Origin of the sequence: Enterococcus termitis (genome assembly GCF_001730305.1) — a bacterium.
GTDB lineage: Bacteria > Bacillota > Bacilli > Lactobacillales > Enterococcaceae > Enterococcus_L > Enterococcus_L termitis.
Genome location: NZ_MIJY01000003.1, coordinates 68011 through 87142, shown reverse-complemented (window position 1 = coordinate 87142; position 19132 = coordinate 68011). Strand labels below are relative to the sequence as shown.

Annotated in this window: 15 protein-coding genes; all 15 read right to left on the bottom strand. The window is 37.5% G+C overall.

The features are described from left to right. Positions 1-2 precede the first annotated feature (2 nt). The 15 genes from lepB (BCR25_RS04080) to BCR25_RS04010 all read right to left on the bottom strand — a co-directional run bounded on the left by lepB (BCR25_RS04080) (position 3) and on the right by BCR25_RS04010 (position 18804). The gene (lepB, locus tag BCR25_RS04080) at positions 3-659 is read right to left on the bottom strand and encodes a signal peptidase I (RefSeq protein ID WP_069662350.1); all 657 of its coding nucleotides are present in this window, start codon (positions 657-659) and stop codon (positions 3-5) included. A 46-nt stretch (positions 660-705) separates the two neighbouring features. Beyond that, entirely contained in the window at positions 706-1497 is a 792-nt protein-coding gene (gene lepB, locus BCR25_RS20285; RefSeq protein ID WP_069662349.1) for a signal peptidase I, read from the bottom strand. Between the two features lie 18 nt (positions 1498-1515). Beyond that, complete coding sequence (locus tag BCR25_RS04070; protein WP_069662348.1) at positions 1516-2181, bottom strand: hypothetical protein; 666 nt, start codon at positions 2179-2181, stop codon at positions 1516-1518. 24 nt (positions 2182-2205) lie between these two features. Beyond that, positions 2206-3306, bottom strand: coding sequence for a WxLIP family cell surface protein (locus tag BCR25_RS04065; protein ID WP_069662347.1), 1101 nt, complete (start codon positions 3304-3306; stop codon positions 2206-2208). Between the two features lie 102 nt (positions 3307-3408). Beyond that, complete coding sequence (locus tag BCR25_RS04060) at positions 3409-4173, bottom strand: WxL domain-containing protein (protein ID WP_069662346.1); 765 nt, start codon at positions 4171-4173, stop codon at positions 3409-3411. A 34-nt stretch (positions 4174-4207) separates the two neighbouring features. Beyond that, the gene (locus BCR25_RS04055) at positions 4208-5008 is read right to left on the bottom strand and encodes a WxL domain-containing protein (RefSeq protein ID WP_069662345.1); all 801 of its coding nucleotides are present in this window, start codon (positions 5006-5008) and stop codon (positions 4208-4210) included. Positions 5009-5011: 3 nt separating this feature from the next. Continuing rightward, entirely contained in the window at positions 5012-5359 is a 348-nt protein-coding gene (locus tag BCR25_RS04050) for an LPXTG cell wall anchor domain-containing protein (RefSeq protein WP_069662344.1), read from the bottom strand. 20 nt (positions 5360-5379) lie between these two features. Next, complete coding sequence (locus tag BCR25_RS04045) at positions 5380-9687, bottom strand: isopeptide-forming domain-containing fimbrial protein (protein WP_069662343.1); 4308 nt, start codon at positions 9685-9687, stop codon at positions 5380-5382. Positions 9688-9815: 128 nt separating this feature from the next. Beyond that, positions 9816-10520 (bottom strand): DNA-binding response regulator, encoded by a 705-nt coding sequence (locus BCR25_RS04040; protein ID WP_069662342.1) that lies wholly within the window; start codon positions 10518-10520, stop codon positions 9816-9818. A 285-nt stretch (positions 10521-10805) separates the two neighbouring features. Continuing rightward, a complete protein-coding gene (locus BCR25_RS04035) occupies positions 10806-11906 on the bottom strand; it encodes a tyrosine-type recombinase/integrase (RefSeq protein ID WP_069662341.1) in 1101 nt (366 codons plus the stop codon). Between the two features lie 557 nt (positions 11907-12463). Then, complete coding sequence (locus BCR25_RS04030; RefSeq protein ID WP_069662340.1) at positions 12464-14398, bottom strand: heavy metal translocating P-type ATPase; 1935 nt, start codon at positions 14396-14398, stop codon at positions 12464-12466. Positions 14399-14711: 313 nt separating this feature from the next. Next, the gene (locus BCR25_RS04025; RefSeq protein ID WP_069662339.1) at positions 14712-16352 is read right to left on the bottom strand and encodes a peptide ABC transporter substrate-binding protein; all 1641 of its coding nucleotides are present in this window, start codon (positions 16350-16352) and stop codon (positions 14712-14714) included. A 38-nt stretch (positions 16353-16390) separates the two neighbouring features. After that, positions 16391-16768 (bottom strand): OsmC family protein, encoded by a 378-nt coding sequence (locus BCR25_RS04020; RefSeq protein WP_069662338.1) that lies wholly within the window; start codon positions 16766-16768, stop codon positions 16391-16393. 595 nt (positions 16769-17363) lie between these two features. After that, on the bottom strand, positions 17364-18350 hold the full coding sequence (locus BCR25_RS04015; protein ID WP_069662337.1) for a metallophosphoesterase: 987 nt from the start codon (positions 18348-18350) through the stop codon (positions 17364-17366). 76 nt (positions 18351-18426) lie between these two features. After that, a complete protein-coding gene (locus BCR25_RS04010; RefSeq protein ID WP_069662336.1) occupies positions 18427-18804 on the bottom strand; it encodes a hypothetical protein in 378 nt (125 codons plus the stop codon). Positions 18805-19132: the final 328 nt, after the last annotated feature.

The following is a 19132-nucleotide window of genomic DNA, read 5'->3' as shown; positions in this document are numbered from 1 at the left end:
TTTTAGCGAACAAATCCACATCTATTCAGCGGATAATAGCGGAAAGTAACCACACCTTCAATTTGCGCTTGATCGATCAGCCCCATCATTCGGCTATCTGTTGAATGGTTACGATTATCTCCAAGTAAAAAGTATTGATTTTTTGGAATTTTAGTCAGACCTTTCAATTGATTCATTACGTCGACGGAAACATCAACCTTAACTGTTCCGTCCGGTAAATCGATCGCTCGTTTGTCTGTGTCGCTTACTGGCTGTTGCGCGCGTTCTTTCATTTGATGATTGATGAACAGTTTATTTTCCTCCAGCCAAATCGTATCACCTGGTATCCCTATCACTCTTTTAACATAGGATTTTTTTGAGTTATTTTCGGGTGAAAATGTGACAATATCTAGACGTACCGGTTCTTGTTTTTTAGCGACAAAAATTCGGTCTCGGTTTTCAAAAGTCGGCGCCATCGACTCCCCGCTAACTTGATGTGTCTTTACTCGAATTAGAAAAATCACACAGCCGACAATTACGCATAGACTCACAATTTTTTGAACGATTGCGAGCTTATGCTTTAGTTTCACATAATCGTCGATTGGTTGCTGTGCAGTAGTTTTTTTGCTTCTCGTTTTTTGTTTTTTCGGACGCTTTTTTATTCTGTCTTGTTTAGTCATTTTTATACTCTTTTCTCTAACTTTTCTCGAATGGATCGTTCGTACATCAAAAATGGGCAGCCGTAGGTAGTGGGAAAAATCTCAATTCGACAATACCGATAATGTCTTTCTTATCAATCAATCCATAATCTCGGCTATCTGATGAAAACTGGCGATTGTCTCCCAAAACAAAATACTTATTTTCCGGAATACGCTCCACATCAGCGACCTGCTTCAAACTAAAATCTTGCGTCAACAAAAAACCAGATTGCTTCGCTTCTGCTACAGCTTTTTCAAGAAAACGTTCTGGCGTTAGTTTATTATTGATAAATAATTGATCATTTTTGTAATATAGCTCATCTCCAGGCATTCCAATAATTCTTCTCACTGTTTTTTCCTTGGTTAATGGATGCTTAAAATAGACCATTTTGAAGCGTTTTATTTGTCCCAGCTTACTAATTAGGACACGATCCTTGTCTGTCAAAGTGGTCGTCATAGCATACCCTTCCATTTTAGTTGTACGGACAGTGAAATAAATAATCGTTGAAAATAGACCTACGCTAATCGCAATCGTTAACATGATTTGGTTCAGCAGTAATTTTAACTTTTTTTTCTTTCGCGGTTTTTGCTGCTTTTTCTTTGGCGGAACTCGCCTATTTTTATGGACAGAGGTGTTTGTTGATCCGCTTTTGTGTTTTGTGTGTTTCCGTTTCTTTTTAACCGGTCCGCGGTTTACTTTTTTCGGTTTCTTTTTCTCTTCAACTTCTCTTTTTATGTATTCTTTTTTTCTTTTTACTTTTGTTTGAGAGGAAGAGTGTGCCTTTTTTGACCCGCTTACAGCCTTTTTCTTGTCTGTCATACTCTCACCTCTCAACAATTATTTCTTCTGCTGCAAAGCTGATTCGTTCACTTTGAAGTGTTTAAATACCTTTTGCTCACTTTCAGTCACTTTTGCTATGTCTTTTAAATACATTTCTCTAATGCTTGCATCGGCCATCGCTTCTTGATTTTGGTTACTGATGTTAACAGCCAACTGGCGTGTGAGTGACAGGTGACGGTTTAGCAATTTTTGCCCTTCGACAGACATCCCTTGAGAAGCTGGTTTTACACTGGCGCTGGCAAGTTGAGCACTCAGATCACGCAAATTCTTTACTGTTTTTTCTGGGCTTGCGCCATTATCTACCGCAGTTACTTGTTTTTTCATTTCACCGACTAAATAATAGGTTTTCGCCACTGCTTCGGCATCTTCTGCTGTTAAATTTGTTAATTGATAGTATCTGGAATAACCTGCACCACCAGCCGTTACAAAAAATAGGACAAAACAGAGAATCGCCCAAACCAATTGACGCTTCTTTTTTTGTTCTAATTGTTTGCGTATGCGCTGGAGTTTTTTTCGCTTCTTTTTATTTTTAACTCGGCGTACATTTATTTTTTTCCACTGTTTGTTTGTAGAAATTCTAAAGAAAACCAACGCCGCACCAAAAATGAAAAAGAGGATAGCGCTGGATAATAGACCAATAAATGACATATCCAATAGGCTCATAGGATTCTATCCCCTTTCATTGTTTTATTTTGCAGCCGTCTTTTTTCTGTTTCCCTTTTTCTTTCTATTTTTCATTTTTTTCTGCTGAACAGAACGCACAATAAAGAAAATAATAACAACTACGGCAATGATTCCGCCTACGATCATAGCAATAAGCTTCCAATCGATGCCACGCTCCTGTGTTAAAGAAACATCTTGACCATTAAATTTATCTGCTTCTTCATCTGTGATGGTAAACTCTTCTGTCCATTCCCACTTTTTATCGTCTGCAGTCACTAGAATATGTGCTTTATAATCGCCCGCTTCCATCCGATCACCATTCATTTCAACTGGAAAATCGATCAAGCTGTTTGGCGCCATACGCATACCAGCTTTTTTTGTGTCATATAAAACTTCTTCTGAGCCTTTTTTCATGATTTGAACATCAACTGTCATATTTTCAAGATAGGCTGGTTGAACATTAGAAAAATTAACAAATACGGCATTCCGATAATTAGCTAAGCCTGCATATACTTTATTCAGCTCAAGGTTTGGTGTAACGACTGTATCATTTTCACTCAATAGCATACCTACTAAATAAGCATATTCATTTGTAATTCCCGTTTTTTCCTTTTCATCTTTCTCTTCTTTTGTTTGCTGCTTCAGCTGAATTCCTCCAGAGATCACCCCGTCGATATCAGAGGCTGGCATTGCAATCTCTAATTTCAAAGGAATCATCGTCTTCGGTGGTAAAACAACTTCTTTAGGACCCGTTACAATATCAACAAAATCATATTTTAATGATTTATCTTTTTCGATCGCCGATGGTCCATACTCAATCACACCATTTCCATTCGTTTTGGCTCCATTCAGTGAGACACCGATCGTGATTTCTTCATCAGAGCCATTGGCAAGTTCGATCTCAACAGTCTGTTTTTGTCCTGCATTCATGCGTAAATCAAAATAGCCGACACTGCTTCGCTGATTTTCGGGCTTCACTACTTTATAGGTAAAACCTAAGCCAAGCTCTGCTGCTTGTTGATCTGCCGTTTTATTGCTTTCATCAGCAAAGGCGGTCGTGGAGAACCCAATGCCAAAAACTATGTATGTGAATAATGCTAAGTAAGTGATCAATCTTTTCTTCATGGATGTTGTAAATCCCTTCCTTTTGATGTTAAAACAAGTCACCGGCTTTTACACCGGTGAGCCTGTTCCTACACATTTATTTACAGGTTTTTAAGCTGTTTTTTATAATGTATCTGATAAAGTCCAAGTTACTGTTGCATTATATGCTGCAGTACGAACGTCTACAGATGCTGGAATATCGATAACTACAGAGTTACCATCCGTTCCTTTTTCATCGTCACCAAATGTTACTTCATAACGACCTTTACCACCATTTGCATCAGTGTTTGTATAGATTGGTAGTGAACCGCTTGTTTCAGAAATTGTTTGAACGCCAGTTCCATCACCAAATACTTTTTTATCGTCAGCTGGTTGTAAATCTGGGTTAAGAGTTGCTGCTACATCGATGTTTTTGTATGTTAATGTTGCTCCAGCTAAAGTTACAGGAGTTCCATCAACTGTTGCTGTAAACTGTTTTGTCAATTCTGCTGATAATTTGTATGTGTGGTCAACTGTAGAACGTACGTCTTTGATCGCTACGTAGTTTTCTACGTTATACTCATCATCATTTCCTTTGTTCGCTACGTGAGGTGCAGCTTCATATTGTTGCGCGCCTACTACTGCAGCGTGAGCTTTGAAGTCTAATGGTGTTACAGCAATGATCCCAAATTCGTCAACGTGTGTTGGATCGATATCTGTACCAGTATCAATAGGACGAGTACCAGTCGGGTCAGTCATTGTTGTATCTTCAGAAGTGTTTTTTGTGAACTCGATGTCCGCAGTTCCATTTCTAGTTCCTTCTAAAGCTTGTGTTGCACTTGGAGCAGCTAATGCTACGCCTGATACTGCTAATAAAGCAGCTCCGCATAATTTGTGTGATAATTTCATGTGTGTTTCCTCCTAGGTTTTGTTTGTATTGCATTTATGGTAACTCGGCTATAATCCAAGTTAACACCGTTGAGTAGGGTACCGGATCACGTTTCGTGGCTCCTGGTACGCTTAATGTGATTGCACTATTCTCATGCACTTGCTGATTGCCAAATGCAGGATCTAGTACTGGTTGGTCCTTTAGTAAACGTGGACTTAACGTTGATGCAATGCTGTTCTTATTATCAGCTGACGCACCGAATGAAATGCTCCATGTACCAAAACCGGTGCCTTGTTTAGCATCTGCTAAATTATAGGTTTCTCCGATATTGCTTAGTCGAATGATCTCTTTAGAGACGATTGGTGCTTCGCTTTGATCACGTGTCGAATTGACCCATGACTTATCGAAAGAAATCACCGCACCGTTTAGTTCTGGATTTTTTGCAGTTTCATTTCTAAATTGTGATTCTTGACGTACTTGTAATGTCCAGCCTTGTTGACCGCCTCTATAATCGGATACTTGAACAAAGTTTCCTCTTGGTTTCGTGCTGTCCTTGAACAACTGAGCATTTACAGGATACGTCATATCTTTGTCGGTTATGGCATATTGTCCAAAATTCAATTGTGGAACAAAATCGATCCGCAAGCGTCCTTCTGTACTTGGACTAGGTCCAGGATCTACGATTGTTCCTGGGTTTTCTGGATCACGAATGCCTTGTTCATCAGGAATTTCAGTTAGCTCGATTGCTGCATTTCCTTCTACATTATCTTCTTCTGCATATGTGTGCAGGGGAGATAGTGGTGTGAGTCCTAAGAAAAGAAGAAATAAGGTTGAAGTGAATCGTTTCTTTTTCATTCCTTAACCCCCTTCTTCCTGTTTATCATCGTCTTTTTTCCGTTTCCAGAGAAAAACGAGCAATGCAATAACAATCAATGCTGCGCCGCTGATTGATAAACTTTTCTTCACTAGTTCTCCAGTTGAAGGATACTTTCCGACTGGTTTTGTAATCTTCGGCGTTGAGTCAGAGGTTGCGGGTTCCGTCGTTGGCTCTGTTGTTCCTTTTGTTTCTTCATAGAACCCGATTTCTCCGTTTGTCTGAATGCCGCCGCCATTGCCTTCTCCTTCAGCGTGAACGCTAATCGGATGAATGGTAAAAAGTGATACACATGCAATGGAGAACAAAACCAGAGAATTTAATTTTTTCATCACTTGTTATTCCTCCATTTTTACGGTGTATCTTCCAGAGAAAACTGAATCGTTGCTTGATACTTGCCAAGCTTGTTGACTGCACCAGGCGCTAATTCAATCTTAAAACCATTCTCCTTTTTCACCCATTCTTCTTCGCTGATATTGTATTCGCCAACTGCTTCATTCGTATGAACAAAAATTGTTTTTGCTAACCCTGTGATAACTTCATCAGACTCTCCATTAACATAATGAATCGCGTCAGGGAAAATAGCTTCACCATTTGCTAACGGTTGAATCAAAGTTGCCGTCATTGTCCAGCTCTGCAGATTTCCTCGATTGTCAGAAACAACAAGCGGCTCTCCAATAATATCAGGATCGACAGCAATCGTTTTTCCACTTAAGCTTTCTGTTTTAATCCCAAAATCTAATGCCGTTGGAGCAGAAACAAAGGATAAGATACCAAAAGCTGGACCGCCAGGTAACCCGACTTCATTTGAAGTTGTCTCAATGACTTTATGCGTTGCATCTGGGTTTACAGGGCCGATTACAAATGGATCTTCTTGTGGGGAATCCCCTAATGCTTTTGCTGTATTTTTGAGATCTTTATCAACTGCGCTTTGTTCTACAGTTACTTGGAAGGTCACCCTTACTTCTTTAGGAACTAAGGTTGGATCCGTCTCTGATTTTGGTTCAGGCTTGCTTAAGTCTCCTACGTTGACTGTCAACGTACGCGTTGCCTCATTATAGTTGTACTTGTCTGTACCGACTTCACTATTGTCGATGGTCACTTTGTGTTTAACAGGATCAAAGGTTAGACCTTCCGCTAGAACATCTGAAATATAAACATCCGTCCAATCGTATGAATCAGCTTTTGTATTCGAAACAAGTAACGTATACGTTAATGTATCTCCTACAGAGGTCGTACTGCCGCCACTTGATGCCACACCTTTGACCAGTTTTGGTGCATCTGGAATGACATCTGCTACTGTATCCAATGTAGCAGGATCAAAACGTTCATCTTTCGTTCCTTGAACTGCATCATGGTAACCAGTGTAACTATCATAAGTCGTTGCCACTTCATTCAAATTCCCAGAAATACCATCTGGTTCTTGTGTATATGTGCGTGGTAGACTAATCGATGGTAATGGTGTTATTTCTGTTGTGTCCTTTAGATAAACCTCGACTTGAGATGTTTTATCTATATACTTAGGTAAATCGATCGTCCAACTACCACCTGCGACAGTTGTACTCACGACATTGTTCGCTGAATCCTTCAGCCATTCACCATTGACTTTAACAAAAACTTTTGCTCCATTCTCATCGCTTGTTCCTTTGATTTGTTTGGCTGCATTGGTTACATCTGTTGAAACAACCGCTTGTGTTGGTGGTGTCACATCTAGAGCTGTCACTATATCCGTAAACCACAGTTCCCCATGTACAGGATCAGCTGGTGTACCAATATGCACACTTGTATCATCTTCTGCTGGAACATCACTCGCTCCACGCCATGCTCGAACAACATTTACTTTTGTTCCTGTTGGAATGAAGGTTTCTCCTGCTGGTATCAATGAAGACATATCTGCTTTAAAGATCCCAGCTCTTGCTTCTTCACCGTAGATACTGTATTTACCAGTATCTCCATCTTGAACTGTTGTTCCATAAATTTTGTGCTTCGTTGCTTCATTTGGAAGCTGTACTTCCAGTTCCACATGCACTTCGTCCGTCCAGGCATCGCGGAATCCATCTTTTCCTTCTGGAATGCTGACATGTCCATAAACATATTTATCTGCATTTGTTGGTACACGAAGTTCATCTACGATTGGATTTGCGTTGTTACCTGACATCCGTGAAAAGCGATTGATCCCGCTATTTCCGAATGAATCTGTTCCCGTATTAAAGGTTGGATCACTTGAAGTATCAAAAAGCATTGTTGAGCCTTTCAAACTATAATCTACTAATGTCCACGCTCTAAACGGATTTCCATCATTTCCATTGTTCGTTTCTCCTGATTTAGGTATCCATAAGGAAACATCAGAATGAATAGACTGGAATGTTGATGAAGATCCAGGCGACATCAATTGTGTGCCGCGCCCATTATTTTTGAAATCATAATACATCGGTTTATCCAAAATAAAGGTTAAATCTCTGCTACCATAGGTATTAAAAATCGCGCCGCTTGAAGTATTTCCGATCACTTCAAAGTAAGTACCTTCTGTAGCAGATACAGTGTTCGGACGCCAAGTATCAATACCGGCACCACTTTCAGCTAAGATTTTCACACGGCTTCCAGGATCGGTTAACGTAAAACTATGAGGACCAGAAGCACTTGACTCATAAAAAATGATTCCTTGGCCTCGGTTATCAGCACCTGGTGCTTGTGGTGTGCCAGTTCCTTTGTTATGAACAGTGAAATCGGAATTCTCTGAAACTAAGATGCGGTTATTCGCACCGAACATCCGAATGCCGGGAGCGCCACCTGCGTTTTTCTTGATATTGATTTGAGATTCTCCTGAAACGTTAAATGCCATATTTCCTCGAAGCCTAAATCGAACCGTAGCGGCATAAGCATTACTCTGTCCTTCGGATACCATATCTAGGATCGATTGACCACTAGCATTAAAGCTCCCTCCATCACTCTGGATCATAACTGCCGGTGTTGCACTTCCTGGTTCTAAGGAATGTATCTTGAAGTAGGCTTTGTTCTCCACATTAAGTGTGGAATTTGCCGCATCAATCGAAATAATTCCGCCACTTTCAGCTGTCTGGGTTGAATTTCCGGATACATCCAGTTTCGTTCCCTCGTCTTTAACCGTGATATCCACCTGTGCCGTTGCTTTCAACACATTATTCGAACGACTATATGCTGTAAATTCAGCTTTATTTTGAACGATCATATCAGTTCCAGCAGCAGAATTGCTAAATACTTGTCCAACACTCGTTGCATTGAATAGTGAATCATCTACGATAAAACTCATCATACCTGATGCATCAATAATGTCGTTGGTTGTCGTACTAGACAAATTGATATCAGATTTTTCTTTGATTATTAATGAAGAATTAGCTGCATTATTCCGATAGAAATTTCCAGAAATATTTGTTGGAATATCTACTTTACTGTTACTAATCGTTGCATTGATAGAAGTTCCATAAATAAAGTTCGTAATAGCTGCTGCTGTAATTGTTGAATTTCTGATATCAAACTGTGTCGTTGCACCAGTCACATTATACAAACTTGTCACTTTTTCAACGGTTATATCCGCATTCTCAATTAAAAATACTCCGTTGGCGACCGTTGCGTTAACAAAGTTCGCACCCTCATTAATAGTGATAGAGGTTCTTTGCGTATCAGTCCCTTGAACATAGACATCTTTTGCAGTGATCATGTTTGCTGAACGAACAATGTTTAGCACGTTTGTTCCACTAAGAGTTACAACACTATTTGCAGCTGTAATCAAGGCTCGAGAACTACCAGACAATGTCGTTATATTTTCAAAATTGACTGTCCAGTTACTACTATTTGCTGCACTCGCATTAAATACTGCTGTACCATTATTCCCTGTGTACTTTAAGTTCTTCACATTCAACATACTTCCAGAAGCAAGCCCTTGAGCCATTGTAATGGAACGTCCTGTCGTTGCTGTAAAATCAATTTCATATCCTTGTCCGTCGATTTCTAATGAAGGACGAGCTGCGAGCGAGGGGTTTGTTGCTGCAGACAGGTTTGCTGTTAACGTAATTTTGTCAACAGTCGGATCAGCTAAGGCAGCGGCAAAATCAGACCATATAGATACAACCTTTGGATTAACTGGTTCTGCATAGGTAGACACATTCATTGCAGCAATTCTGCTGGTAGGTTTCAACTCTTGTTCTAGTACCTGTTCTTCTGAAACTTTAGGTAGATCTAACGTAACCTTAGCTAGCTCTCCTGTTTCATTGGAAAGAGACACTCGACCTGTTTTAGCCTTATTCCCTTCAAATGTACGGACGAAAAATTGAACAACCAACGGATCTTTTGATGCTTTTGTTTTGATCGTGAATGATTCTTCTGTAAAATCAATCAATTTGATTACAGATAAATCATTCTTTGTTTCCCCTTCGAAAAAGTCTTCCGCGGAGATTCCGTCTAATCCAGTGGACTTAAAGGTCAACTCCTCATCCTTAGGATTATCAATGGTCAATTTAACAGGAATTGCTTTTTCATTATCGCTGGAGATAGTTCCAACTTTTAATGAATAATTTTCAGATGCTGCAAGCAACGGACTAACGCCTTTAAGTGAAATGTAACCGACAACTGAAACAAACAATACAAGCAACCCAAAGTAGAACCCTTTGCGTTTTATTTTCATTATTTTCCTCCTTTCCTCAAAAATCATTGTGTTATAGAAAACACACAATTATATTTCAATTTTTTGATCTACTTACACTAGGTAATGCAGTCAAAAAAGAGAAAACTACTTAATTTGTGAGACTCGTCTTACATAGACAACATATATCCTCTTGAGCGAATCGTCCGAATATATTTAGGCTTAAATGGATCATCCCCAAGTTTCTTTCTTAGGTGAAAAATAAGATTGGAGATACGGTATTTGCGATCTCCTTTTTCGTCTCCCCAGATTGCCTGATACATTTCTTCGTAAGAAACTGCATCCCCTTTGCGGTTAACTAGGATTTCCATCGCTTGAAATTCTAGTTTTGTCAAACTAACTTCTCCTTTAGCTTCGACATTTACAGAAAAATTATTTGGTATCAATTCAATAGGTTCGGCGTTTTTTTCTTCTTCTTCTGCTTTTGGTACTATTTTGTGCACTGGCTTCTCTTTATTACTTCTTCGTTCTAATGTTGTACCGATGTAAATGCCAAATTCATCTGGATCGACTTGCTTATCAAAGGTTCCATCAGAACCTAATTGTAGATAAACAATTCGATTGGTTTTTGTAGATGAATTTGACAGAACCCAAATAAAACGATCCGTTAAACTTCTTATTTTGATAATCAGCTCACAGATTTCTCCAATTTCTTCTATAGATGATTCTTTAATGATAATGCCGTCCATTTTACAAATTTGTTGATCGAGATCATTTAGCTCAAAATAGTGCAATTCACACTGTTTTTCCTTTAATGCCTCTATGTATCGCGAATTATCAATCTTTTCATGATTGATCAGTGCTATGTTAAACATTTTTTTCCTCCTTACTTTTTCTACTTATTAGCAATGACTCTTAAAGAGAAGCTAGACATAAACGGCTCCTCAGTGAGACTTGTTTTTCCCCTAAAATAAGATAAGCAATTAAATAGTGATTTTTTATTTTTTATTGTAAAATTCTGTTTAAGCAGTTTTCATATTTGATTCTTATTTAAGTTTACTTTTTTTATTCTCGTTCTATAGAGGAATAAGAAAAAACAACGAGAGTACTACTATATCAACGTTTATAATGAGTATTGACGGCGAATCTGACGGCGAATTTTAAATTGAAGTAATGGATTCTACAGCTAGTCGTTCGTCTTTTAAATTTGAACTAGTGTAAATATCCAGGGTCATTTTTGTTGAGGCATGTCCCATAAGTGAACTGATAACCGCTATATTAACGCCTTTTTCTAAACACCTTGTTGCAAACGAATGTCGCAAGGCATGGAAGGAGCATTTCGGTAAGTGTAAAGCGTCCAATAGCCGCTTAAATTGATAGCGAATCGTTCGCGGCTCTACAAATTTTTCACCGTTTGAAATTACATAATCACTTTTACTTGCTCTTTTTTCTTTTCGAAGCCGTTTTACTAAAGCTGTTGATAATGGAATCATTCGTTCTGAGTGATCTGATTTTGGTTTTTCTTCTATTATATGCGTTCTAAATTTACTGCTGGGAAGGGTACTTACTCTTTGCAAGGTTCTTTGGACTGAGATGATTCGATTTTCAAAGTCGATGTCTGTCCATTTCAAGCCGGAAATTTCACCAATTCTCATACCAGTTTCCAGAGAAAGTAACACTGGCAAGCCTTCAGATGATTTACTTGCTTCTTTGGCTAAGTATTTGTGCTCGGATCGTGTGATCGTTGTGATTTTCGTTTTTTTTATTTTAGGTAACTGAATATTTTCATAAAGAGATCTGCGGACAAAGTTTAGCTTTTCCGCATATTTTAATGCAGTTTTCAGTACTCTGAATACTGCATGAAGTGAATTTATCGACAACGTTTCTCTTGTCTTATTAATGAAGCTTTCAATTTTTGTCGATGTTAATTCACATAAATATATATCGCCGATAGCTGGGCGAATATGACAATCGATTTTACTTTTATAGCTGTCAAAGGTACTTGCTTTTACTTGTACAGCAGCAACGGATTCCAACCAATAATCCAACCAATTATTAACGGTCCCATAAAAGCGGTCCGTTGTTGTTGAATTTGAAAAATTAGCCGCTTTTTTTATTACTAACTTTTTTTTCACCTCTTTGTAGCTAGTGGAATAGATGTACCCATAATAAATAGAGCCATCAGCGCGCCTTCCTTTTATATATCGCCCTTCCCAACGTCCATCTTTTCGTTTATAAATATTTTCTCCCTTTCTTGCCAATACAATCTTCCCCTTTACAAAATATTTGACGGCTATTATGACGGCTAAAAATAAACAATCTTTTCTCAATTTTTTTAAATATAACGAAAAAAATTGAGAAGTTTTCCTTTTATAAATGGGTTATAATAAATTTGTTAACAAAGTTTTATCTTTTTTGATACAATTAAGATCAAAATTCTATAGATAATTTTTCTAAACAAAAAAAATAACCACACAAAAAGTTTTTTTCGTTTTTAACCAATAACATTTCCCGTTCCTCTATAGAACGAGAAATGTTTTTCTTTTATCATAATCGCATTACTCCTACTCAAAAATGATATATTATAAAAAAACAAAATACATCTCATTTTATAAAAATAAATTATTTAAAAATGAGATAAAATAAATATTATTATTTCTGGAGAATTCTATCGTACGAAGTTTGGCTTAATAAAGGAGCTTTTTATATGCTATTTTCGTTACGCTCAACAGTCATGAGAGCACGCAAAAAAAGAGCAACTGGATACGACTTTATCAGTCATACCTCAGCTACTCTAAATGCGAGTATTTGATCGTCTTTATTTAGATTTAGTTGGTATCAATAAACGTAACCCATTCAATATAACTAATAACGTACTTCCCTCATGGGCAATTACACCAACTGTTATATCCATTTTTCCAAGAATATTCAACGTGATCAGTAAAACAACAATCATCATTGAAAAGATGATATTTTGCCAAACCACTCGGTCTAAACGTTTAGCTGTTGCATGTGCGTAACTAAGTTTTGTCAAATCATTTTGCATCAACACAGCATCTGCAACGTCGATTGCAATATCAGTTCCATCGCCCATCGCAATACCAATATCTGCTGTAACTAAGGCCGGAGCATCATTAACACCATCTCCTAACATCGCTACGCTGCCATAACGATTTTGTTGCTCCTTAATAATTGCTGCTTTATTTTCTGGTAAAACATTTCCCACAACTTCATCAATACCAATTTGACGTCCGACAGCTTGCCCAGTCAACTCAGCATCTCCTGTGATCATTGTCGTGTGAATTCCTTGAGATTTTAAGTAACTGATTACTGTTTTAGCATGCTCATTCGGCACATCCATCATAGCGATCAATCCGATCACTTTACTATCTTTTGCAAAATAGACAACTGTTTTTCCTTCTTTGGCATACTGTTTATTGTGGTCAGTGATTTGTTTGTTTACGTTTGAAAATATTTCTGGTTTTCCAATTTGATAGATCTCTTCTTGAAATTCGGTAACTAAGCCTTTTCCAATTTTATTTTCCACTTCAAGTTCTAGATTTTTCTTAGAAGTAAATTTAGTTAAAATCGCATTTGCTAAAGGATGGTTAGCTGTTTTTTCCATCGCAACGATGATATCGATATAGTCTTGTTCGTTTGTGTCCGTTAAAAAATAATAATCGGTCACTACTGGTTTCCCTTTAGTCAACGTACCCGTTTTATCAAAAGCAACAGACTTGATGGTCGCAAGGTTCGCTAAATAGGAACCGCCTTTGAACAGAACTCCTCTTTTCGCTAAGTTTGAAATCCCTGATAATGTAGCAGGAATTGCACTTGCTGCTAAGGCACATGGCGAAGCTGAAATCAAGAAGACCATTCCGCGATAAAAACTTTCATTCCACGACCAATCAAATATAAATGGACCCACCGCAATAAAAATCGGTACAAGAATCAATACGGTCGTTACGTAATAGGGTTCTAACTGTTGGATCTTTGTTGCCGTTTTAGATAAGTTTGATTGTGATTGGTTTACTAATTGAATGATTTTAGCAAATACAGTATCACTGCTATCTTTTGTGACTTCCATTGTAAAAGCCCCGCTACCATTGATCGTACTGCCAAAAACATCATCACCAACTGTTTTTTCTTTAGGAATACTTTCACCATTGATGGACGATTCATCGATCGAAGTAGTGCCTGAGAGAATACGTCCGTCTGTTGGAATCTGATCTCCATTCAAGACTTGTAATTTATCCCCAATACTTAATTGAGAAACATCTACGGTCTTTACACGACCATCCGCTTGAATCAAGCGTGCTTCAGTCGGGTTCATTTTAAGTAAATTTGTAATTTCTCTCTTACTACGTCCTTCTGCGTATTCTTCAAGAAAGTGAGCTGCAGCAAAAATCAAAATCAATAGTGCAGCTTCTTCATAATTACCAATAAGTGTTGCACCGAACGCTGCTAACGTCATCAAAATGTGAACATTTGGTATAAACTTTCTTTTTTCACGAGATTCGTGGACTGTCTCAACAATTCCTTCTAAAATAATGTGATAACCAGATAATAACAGTGCACCTACAAAAAGAATATTTTGTAAAATAGTTCCTTCTTTTACAAAAAAAGCAACAAGGAAAAGGGCCAGGCCAGTAAAGAATAGAATAACTGGTGATTTTCCATGACTGTGACTATGACCATGATCATGGTTATGTCCTTGTTCACCAGAACAGTTGTGCGTATGTGTTGTTTCCATAATATTAATCCTCCTCAATTGATTATTTTCTGAAAAGATACACGCTACCTTTCATATGAATAACCGTTCATATATCTTATCTATATAATACATGAACAACGATTCATGTGTCAAGAGAAATCTACAAAAAAAATAAAGATCTGAGAGATAACCGTACAGTTCTCTCTCAGATCTTTAAAACTAGTATAAACAATCAGACGAAGCTCCTTTAAAAATAAGCTGCATATTCTGATATACCTACTACTCTTATGCACCACTTTAACCATCGCTCGTTAAGCGCTAGTGTTTTCTTTTTTCTATCACTTCATTTATTTTATTCCGTCTTATCCACACGAATATATTTAAAACTATACGGTGAACCAAAACTATGTTTCACTACACCAGTAATCTTTTTCTTTTGTAATAGCGCTGTTTGCTGTTGATAAATTGGAGCGATCACATAATCTTCGCCTAACAGAACATGTTCTGCCTCGATCAGGTCAGACCATCTTTTTTCTTCATCTGCAGCATCTGTCGATACCGCTGCCTGAATCAAGTGATCGTAATCAGTGCTTTTATAATTTACATGATTTAATCCTGAGGTCGATGCAAACATGTCTAAGAATGTTATCGCATCTTTAAAATCAGGCATCCATTGACCAAACGCAATATCATAATCGCCAGATAAATAACGCTCTTGTACATTATTGCTTGGCAACGTAGTGATTTCCAATGTTACTTCAGGAAGAACCTCAGCAATTTGGCTTGCTAAGTATTCTGCAGTCTTCTTGTCTGTATCTGTATCTTTTGTCAAATAAACTAATGTAAAGTCCGATTGATTCAGTTCTTTTTTAGCACTATCAAGCGCCTTGCGTGCTGCTTCTTTATCAAAGGTTTGCTGTGTTCCACTTTCTTTACGGAAGTCTTCTCCTGTTTTCGGGTTTTGTACAAAATTTTGTGGGACAAATCCAGTTGCCGCGATTGATCCATCACCTAAAACATTCTTTACAAAAGTCTCACGATCGATTGCCAATGAGAGTGCTTTTCTAAGTTGAACATTGTTCAACAGCTTATTTGTTCCCTGATTAAAGCGAAGATAGCCCATTTTTGTATCATTTTGATTTTGAAAATCAGGATCATTTTTATATTGTTTTGAAAATTCACCATCTAAAACAACACGATCAAGCTCGTCTGTTTGATACAAGTTAACTGCTGTACTGGTTGATTTTACAACGGTCGTTTGGATCTCGTCTACGTGAACATTCTTTTTATCCCAGTATTTCGAGTTTTTGACATATTGCCACGTATCAGAATTTTGTTCCCAGCCCTCTAAAACAAATGGGCCATTATAGATTGTTGTCTGACTTGATGTGCCATAATCACTACCTTGCTTCTCAGCAAACGCTTGATTGATTGGGAAAAATGTTTCAAAGGTCAGCAATGAAGTAAAGTAAGGGATCGGTTTAATCAAATGAATTCTAATTGTATAATCATCTGGAGCTTCCACCCCTAATTCTGTTGGCTTCAGCTTTCCTTGATAGATTTCATCAGCATTTTTGATCGTTGCGACAAACAAGCTAGCATAAGATGGTGCTGTTTCAGGCGTTACTGCTCGTCTCCACGCATATAAGAAATCATTTGCAGTCACTGTGTCTCCGTTCGACCATTTGGCATCCTTTCTAAGCTTGATTGTATAGGTCAACTTATCCTCACTGATTTCCGGAAGTTCTTCGGCTACAGCTGGAATCGTTTCATCTTTATCATTTAGTTGATACAAGCCTTCCAACACCTGATTTTGTGCATTAAAACTTGTAAAATCTTCTTCCTGTGTTGTATCAAGGGTTAGCAGTTCTGCTGGTTCAGTAAAGTGAACAGTTATTTTTTTTGTTTCATTTTCTGCTGATTTATTCGTTGAATCGCAGCCAGCCAAAAACACTCCGGCAATGAGCAAACTACTAATAATAAACTTTTTCATTGGACTCCTACTTTCTCAATTTGTAAAACCGTCATTCCTTATAAAAAATGAACAGTTTCAACGACTGCTATTTCTGGATCTAACGATTGGATCACAGGACAATTTTTACTGATCAATTTTAACGCACGTTCTGCTTTACCTTGTGCTTCTTCTGGCACTTGGACTGTAAATAGGATTGTTACCTGACTTAACGGTTTGGTTGGCTTATTTTCTGCTCGTTCATATGAAATATCAACGGAGTCGATCGTAAAATCAATATGAGAATTCGTTAAAATTTTTTCATACACATACGCGCCGCATGCACCGACCGAGGCTACCAGCATTTCAACTGGAGAAAAACCGATTTCTTTTTTCAAGACCCAGTTTCCATTTTGATGAACTAATTCGAACCCTTTTTGACTTGGTACTAATTTCATTTTTTTCGCTCCCTTTCACTTTTTATGACTGGTTCTCTCGTTTTACGTTTATCTTATTATCATAGTACAGATGTTTAGAAAACGATAATAGTTAATCTCTAGGTATGATAAGAAAAGGCTATCATGGGATGATTAGTCTAATGTAATAACCAGGAGCTTAAAATCTCCGAGTAACAGATAAGTCTTAACGCCTGCAGCAAAGTTGTGAGTGGGACATAACTCTTCGAGTCATATCCCACTCACTTGGAATCCGATTAAATGGTAAGAGCAGAAACAATCCCTTCGGAAATAAGCTGAAATTGCTGTAAAACACAACGAGGAACGAGTTGATGCTTTCTCGTCAAAGACTCGTCGCAGACAAACAGTGTTGCACAGTACCTACTTGGTTCTTATGATTAAACACTTCTGTCCCATCTTCGGTTGCTTTTCACCTTAGGCTAAGTATTATAAAATAAGCGATTCACTTGTTTCTGATTGGTATTCAGCAATTCCAGCTTATTTTTGAAGAAGTCAGCCTCTTTACACTATCTATTTATTTTTAAAGAGACCAAGTCGTAACTCATCATAGAGTTATGTCTTGGTCTCTTATTTTCAATCAATATTTGTAAAAACTATCTTTGGATCTTCCAAATCCTTTTAAGTTGACTTCTCTTTTTTCTATATCGATTTCGATGATTCTAAATGCATCTTCATTGATTGTCTCTGGTACTGAATCATCTTGATAATCGCACCAAGCATTCCGACAAAGAACATTTTGGAAATTTTCTGTTTGTCGAATACCGTCCCAGTGCTCATGACCGCAGAACCACCCAACAAAGTTGGAGTGCTCTCTAGTTGTATAATCAACTAGGAAGTCTACAGTGTAATCTTCCATTTTACTAGAAATAGTTGCACTTGTTTTATCTATAAAGTTTTTTATAATCAAGGACATACATTCAAAATTTCGTTTTAGTCGACTTTCAGTGGAACTGTTCCATCTAAGTGGACAATGACTGAAAAATGCAACGTGATAGTCTTCTGGACACTCTCCTAACGCAATTTCGGCTATCCATTTAAGTTGTCTTTCTTGAAACGAGATATTTCTCCAAGTTGGATACTTAATACTTCCGTCTGAATTTAATAATTCTTCTGGATTATCTAGTGTATCAATAAGAACTACTCTTACTTTTTTGTCAGGATAGTCCTTGTATCCATAAAGACTGTCACCATCTCTAACTTCATCAAAAAGTTTTTCTTCAGTTTTATATAATTTTTTAAACTCATTCTTTGTAATTATGTCACTCGACATTATTTTCCCCGTAGAATTGTATGGATTGATTCCACCAGAATCATGATTTCCTCGAAGAGCAAAGCGATCAGTTCCAGGGTATGAATTAAAAAAATATTCCATGTAATCAATACAATTACTCAAATTTCCTAACTTAGAATAATTACCTCCGTCTACATTATCTCCTCCAGCTACTACTACATCAACCTTATCACTTAGACTTAAAATATTGTTTAGATTAGACAAACCATACCAAGCATTTACTTTTCCTGTTCCCCATGTATAGTGGCTATCTGTAGTAAATGCAATATTCATCTTTGTCTCATCTATCTTGTCTTTCAGATTGGCTAAAGCTGTGCGGTAGTATGCAGCAGGAGTAGCGCCCGGAGGGTTAACTGGGAAAATTATCTGTCGTATAGTATGTTACTGTTCCCCTAACCTCTGTATCACCTATATCAGAATCCATAATCATAGTAAACCCACTGCCGTTGCAATAAATCATTCCTCCAGATACTCTCTTAGATTGGTTTACCAATCTAACATTTACTGAACCGATGTCTTGCGGTTTAAAACCTTCTGTATAACCGACTGCCAACTTCCATGCTGGGTTATTGATTGGTGTGAATCGAAAGGCCGCAGTTACTTGAAAACCTGTTCGCCAATACGTAACTGTTCCTCCATTTTTCACAAAACTTGAACTTGGTATGTTTACTTTTTTGTATGCCACTTGTGCATCTCTAGATAGTTCCCTAACTGTTTGTTCAACCATAATTTTGTTGTTCCCTCTTTCCTATGTGAAGTATGAGTCAATACCTATCAATTTTTGATTTTAATAAAAACTAATACTTGTTTTTTATAGAAATTATCAGCGCTGAATCTCTATAAATTAATTATAGTTGGAGGTTTGATCAATGACCTGTCTAATTTCTTTCAAAATTCTTTTTAATGAGATTCGGTCCTATTGATTTAGTCTTTAGATTATTCCATCAGTTATCCAATGTAAATCCGATATTGAATCGGACTCATATGAGTCAATTTTGCTTTTATTTTGTGAGATTTGTAATAGTGAGATTTGAACAGTTTTTTGTTCATACTCT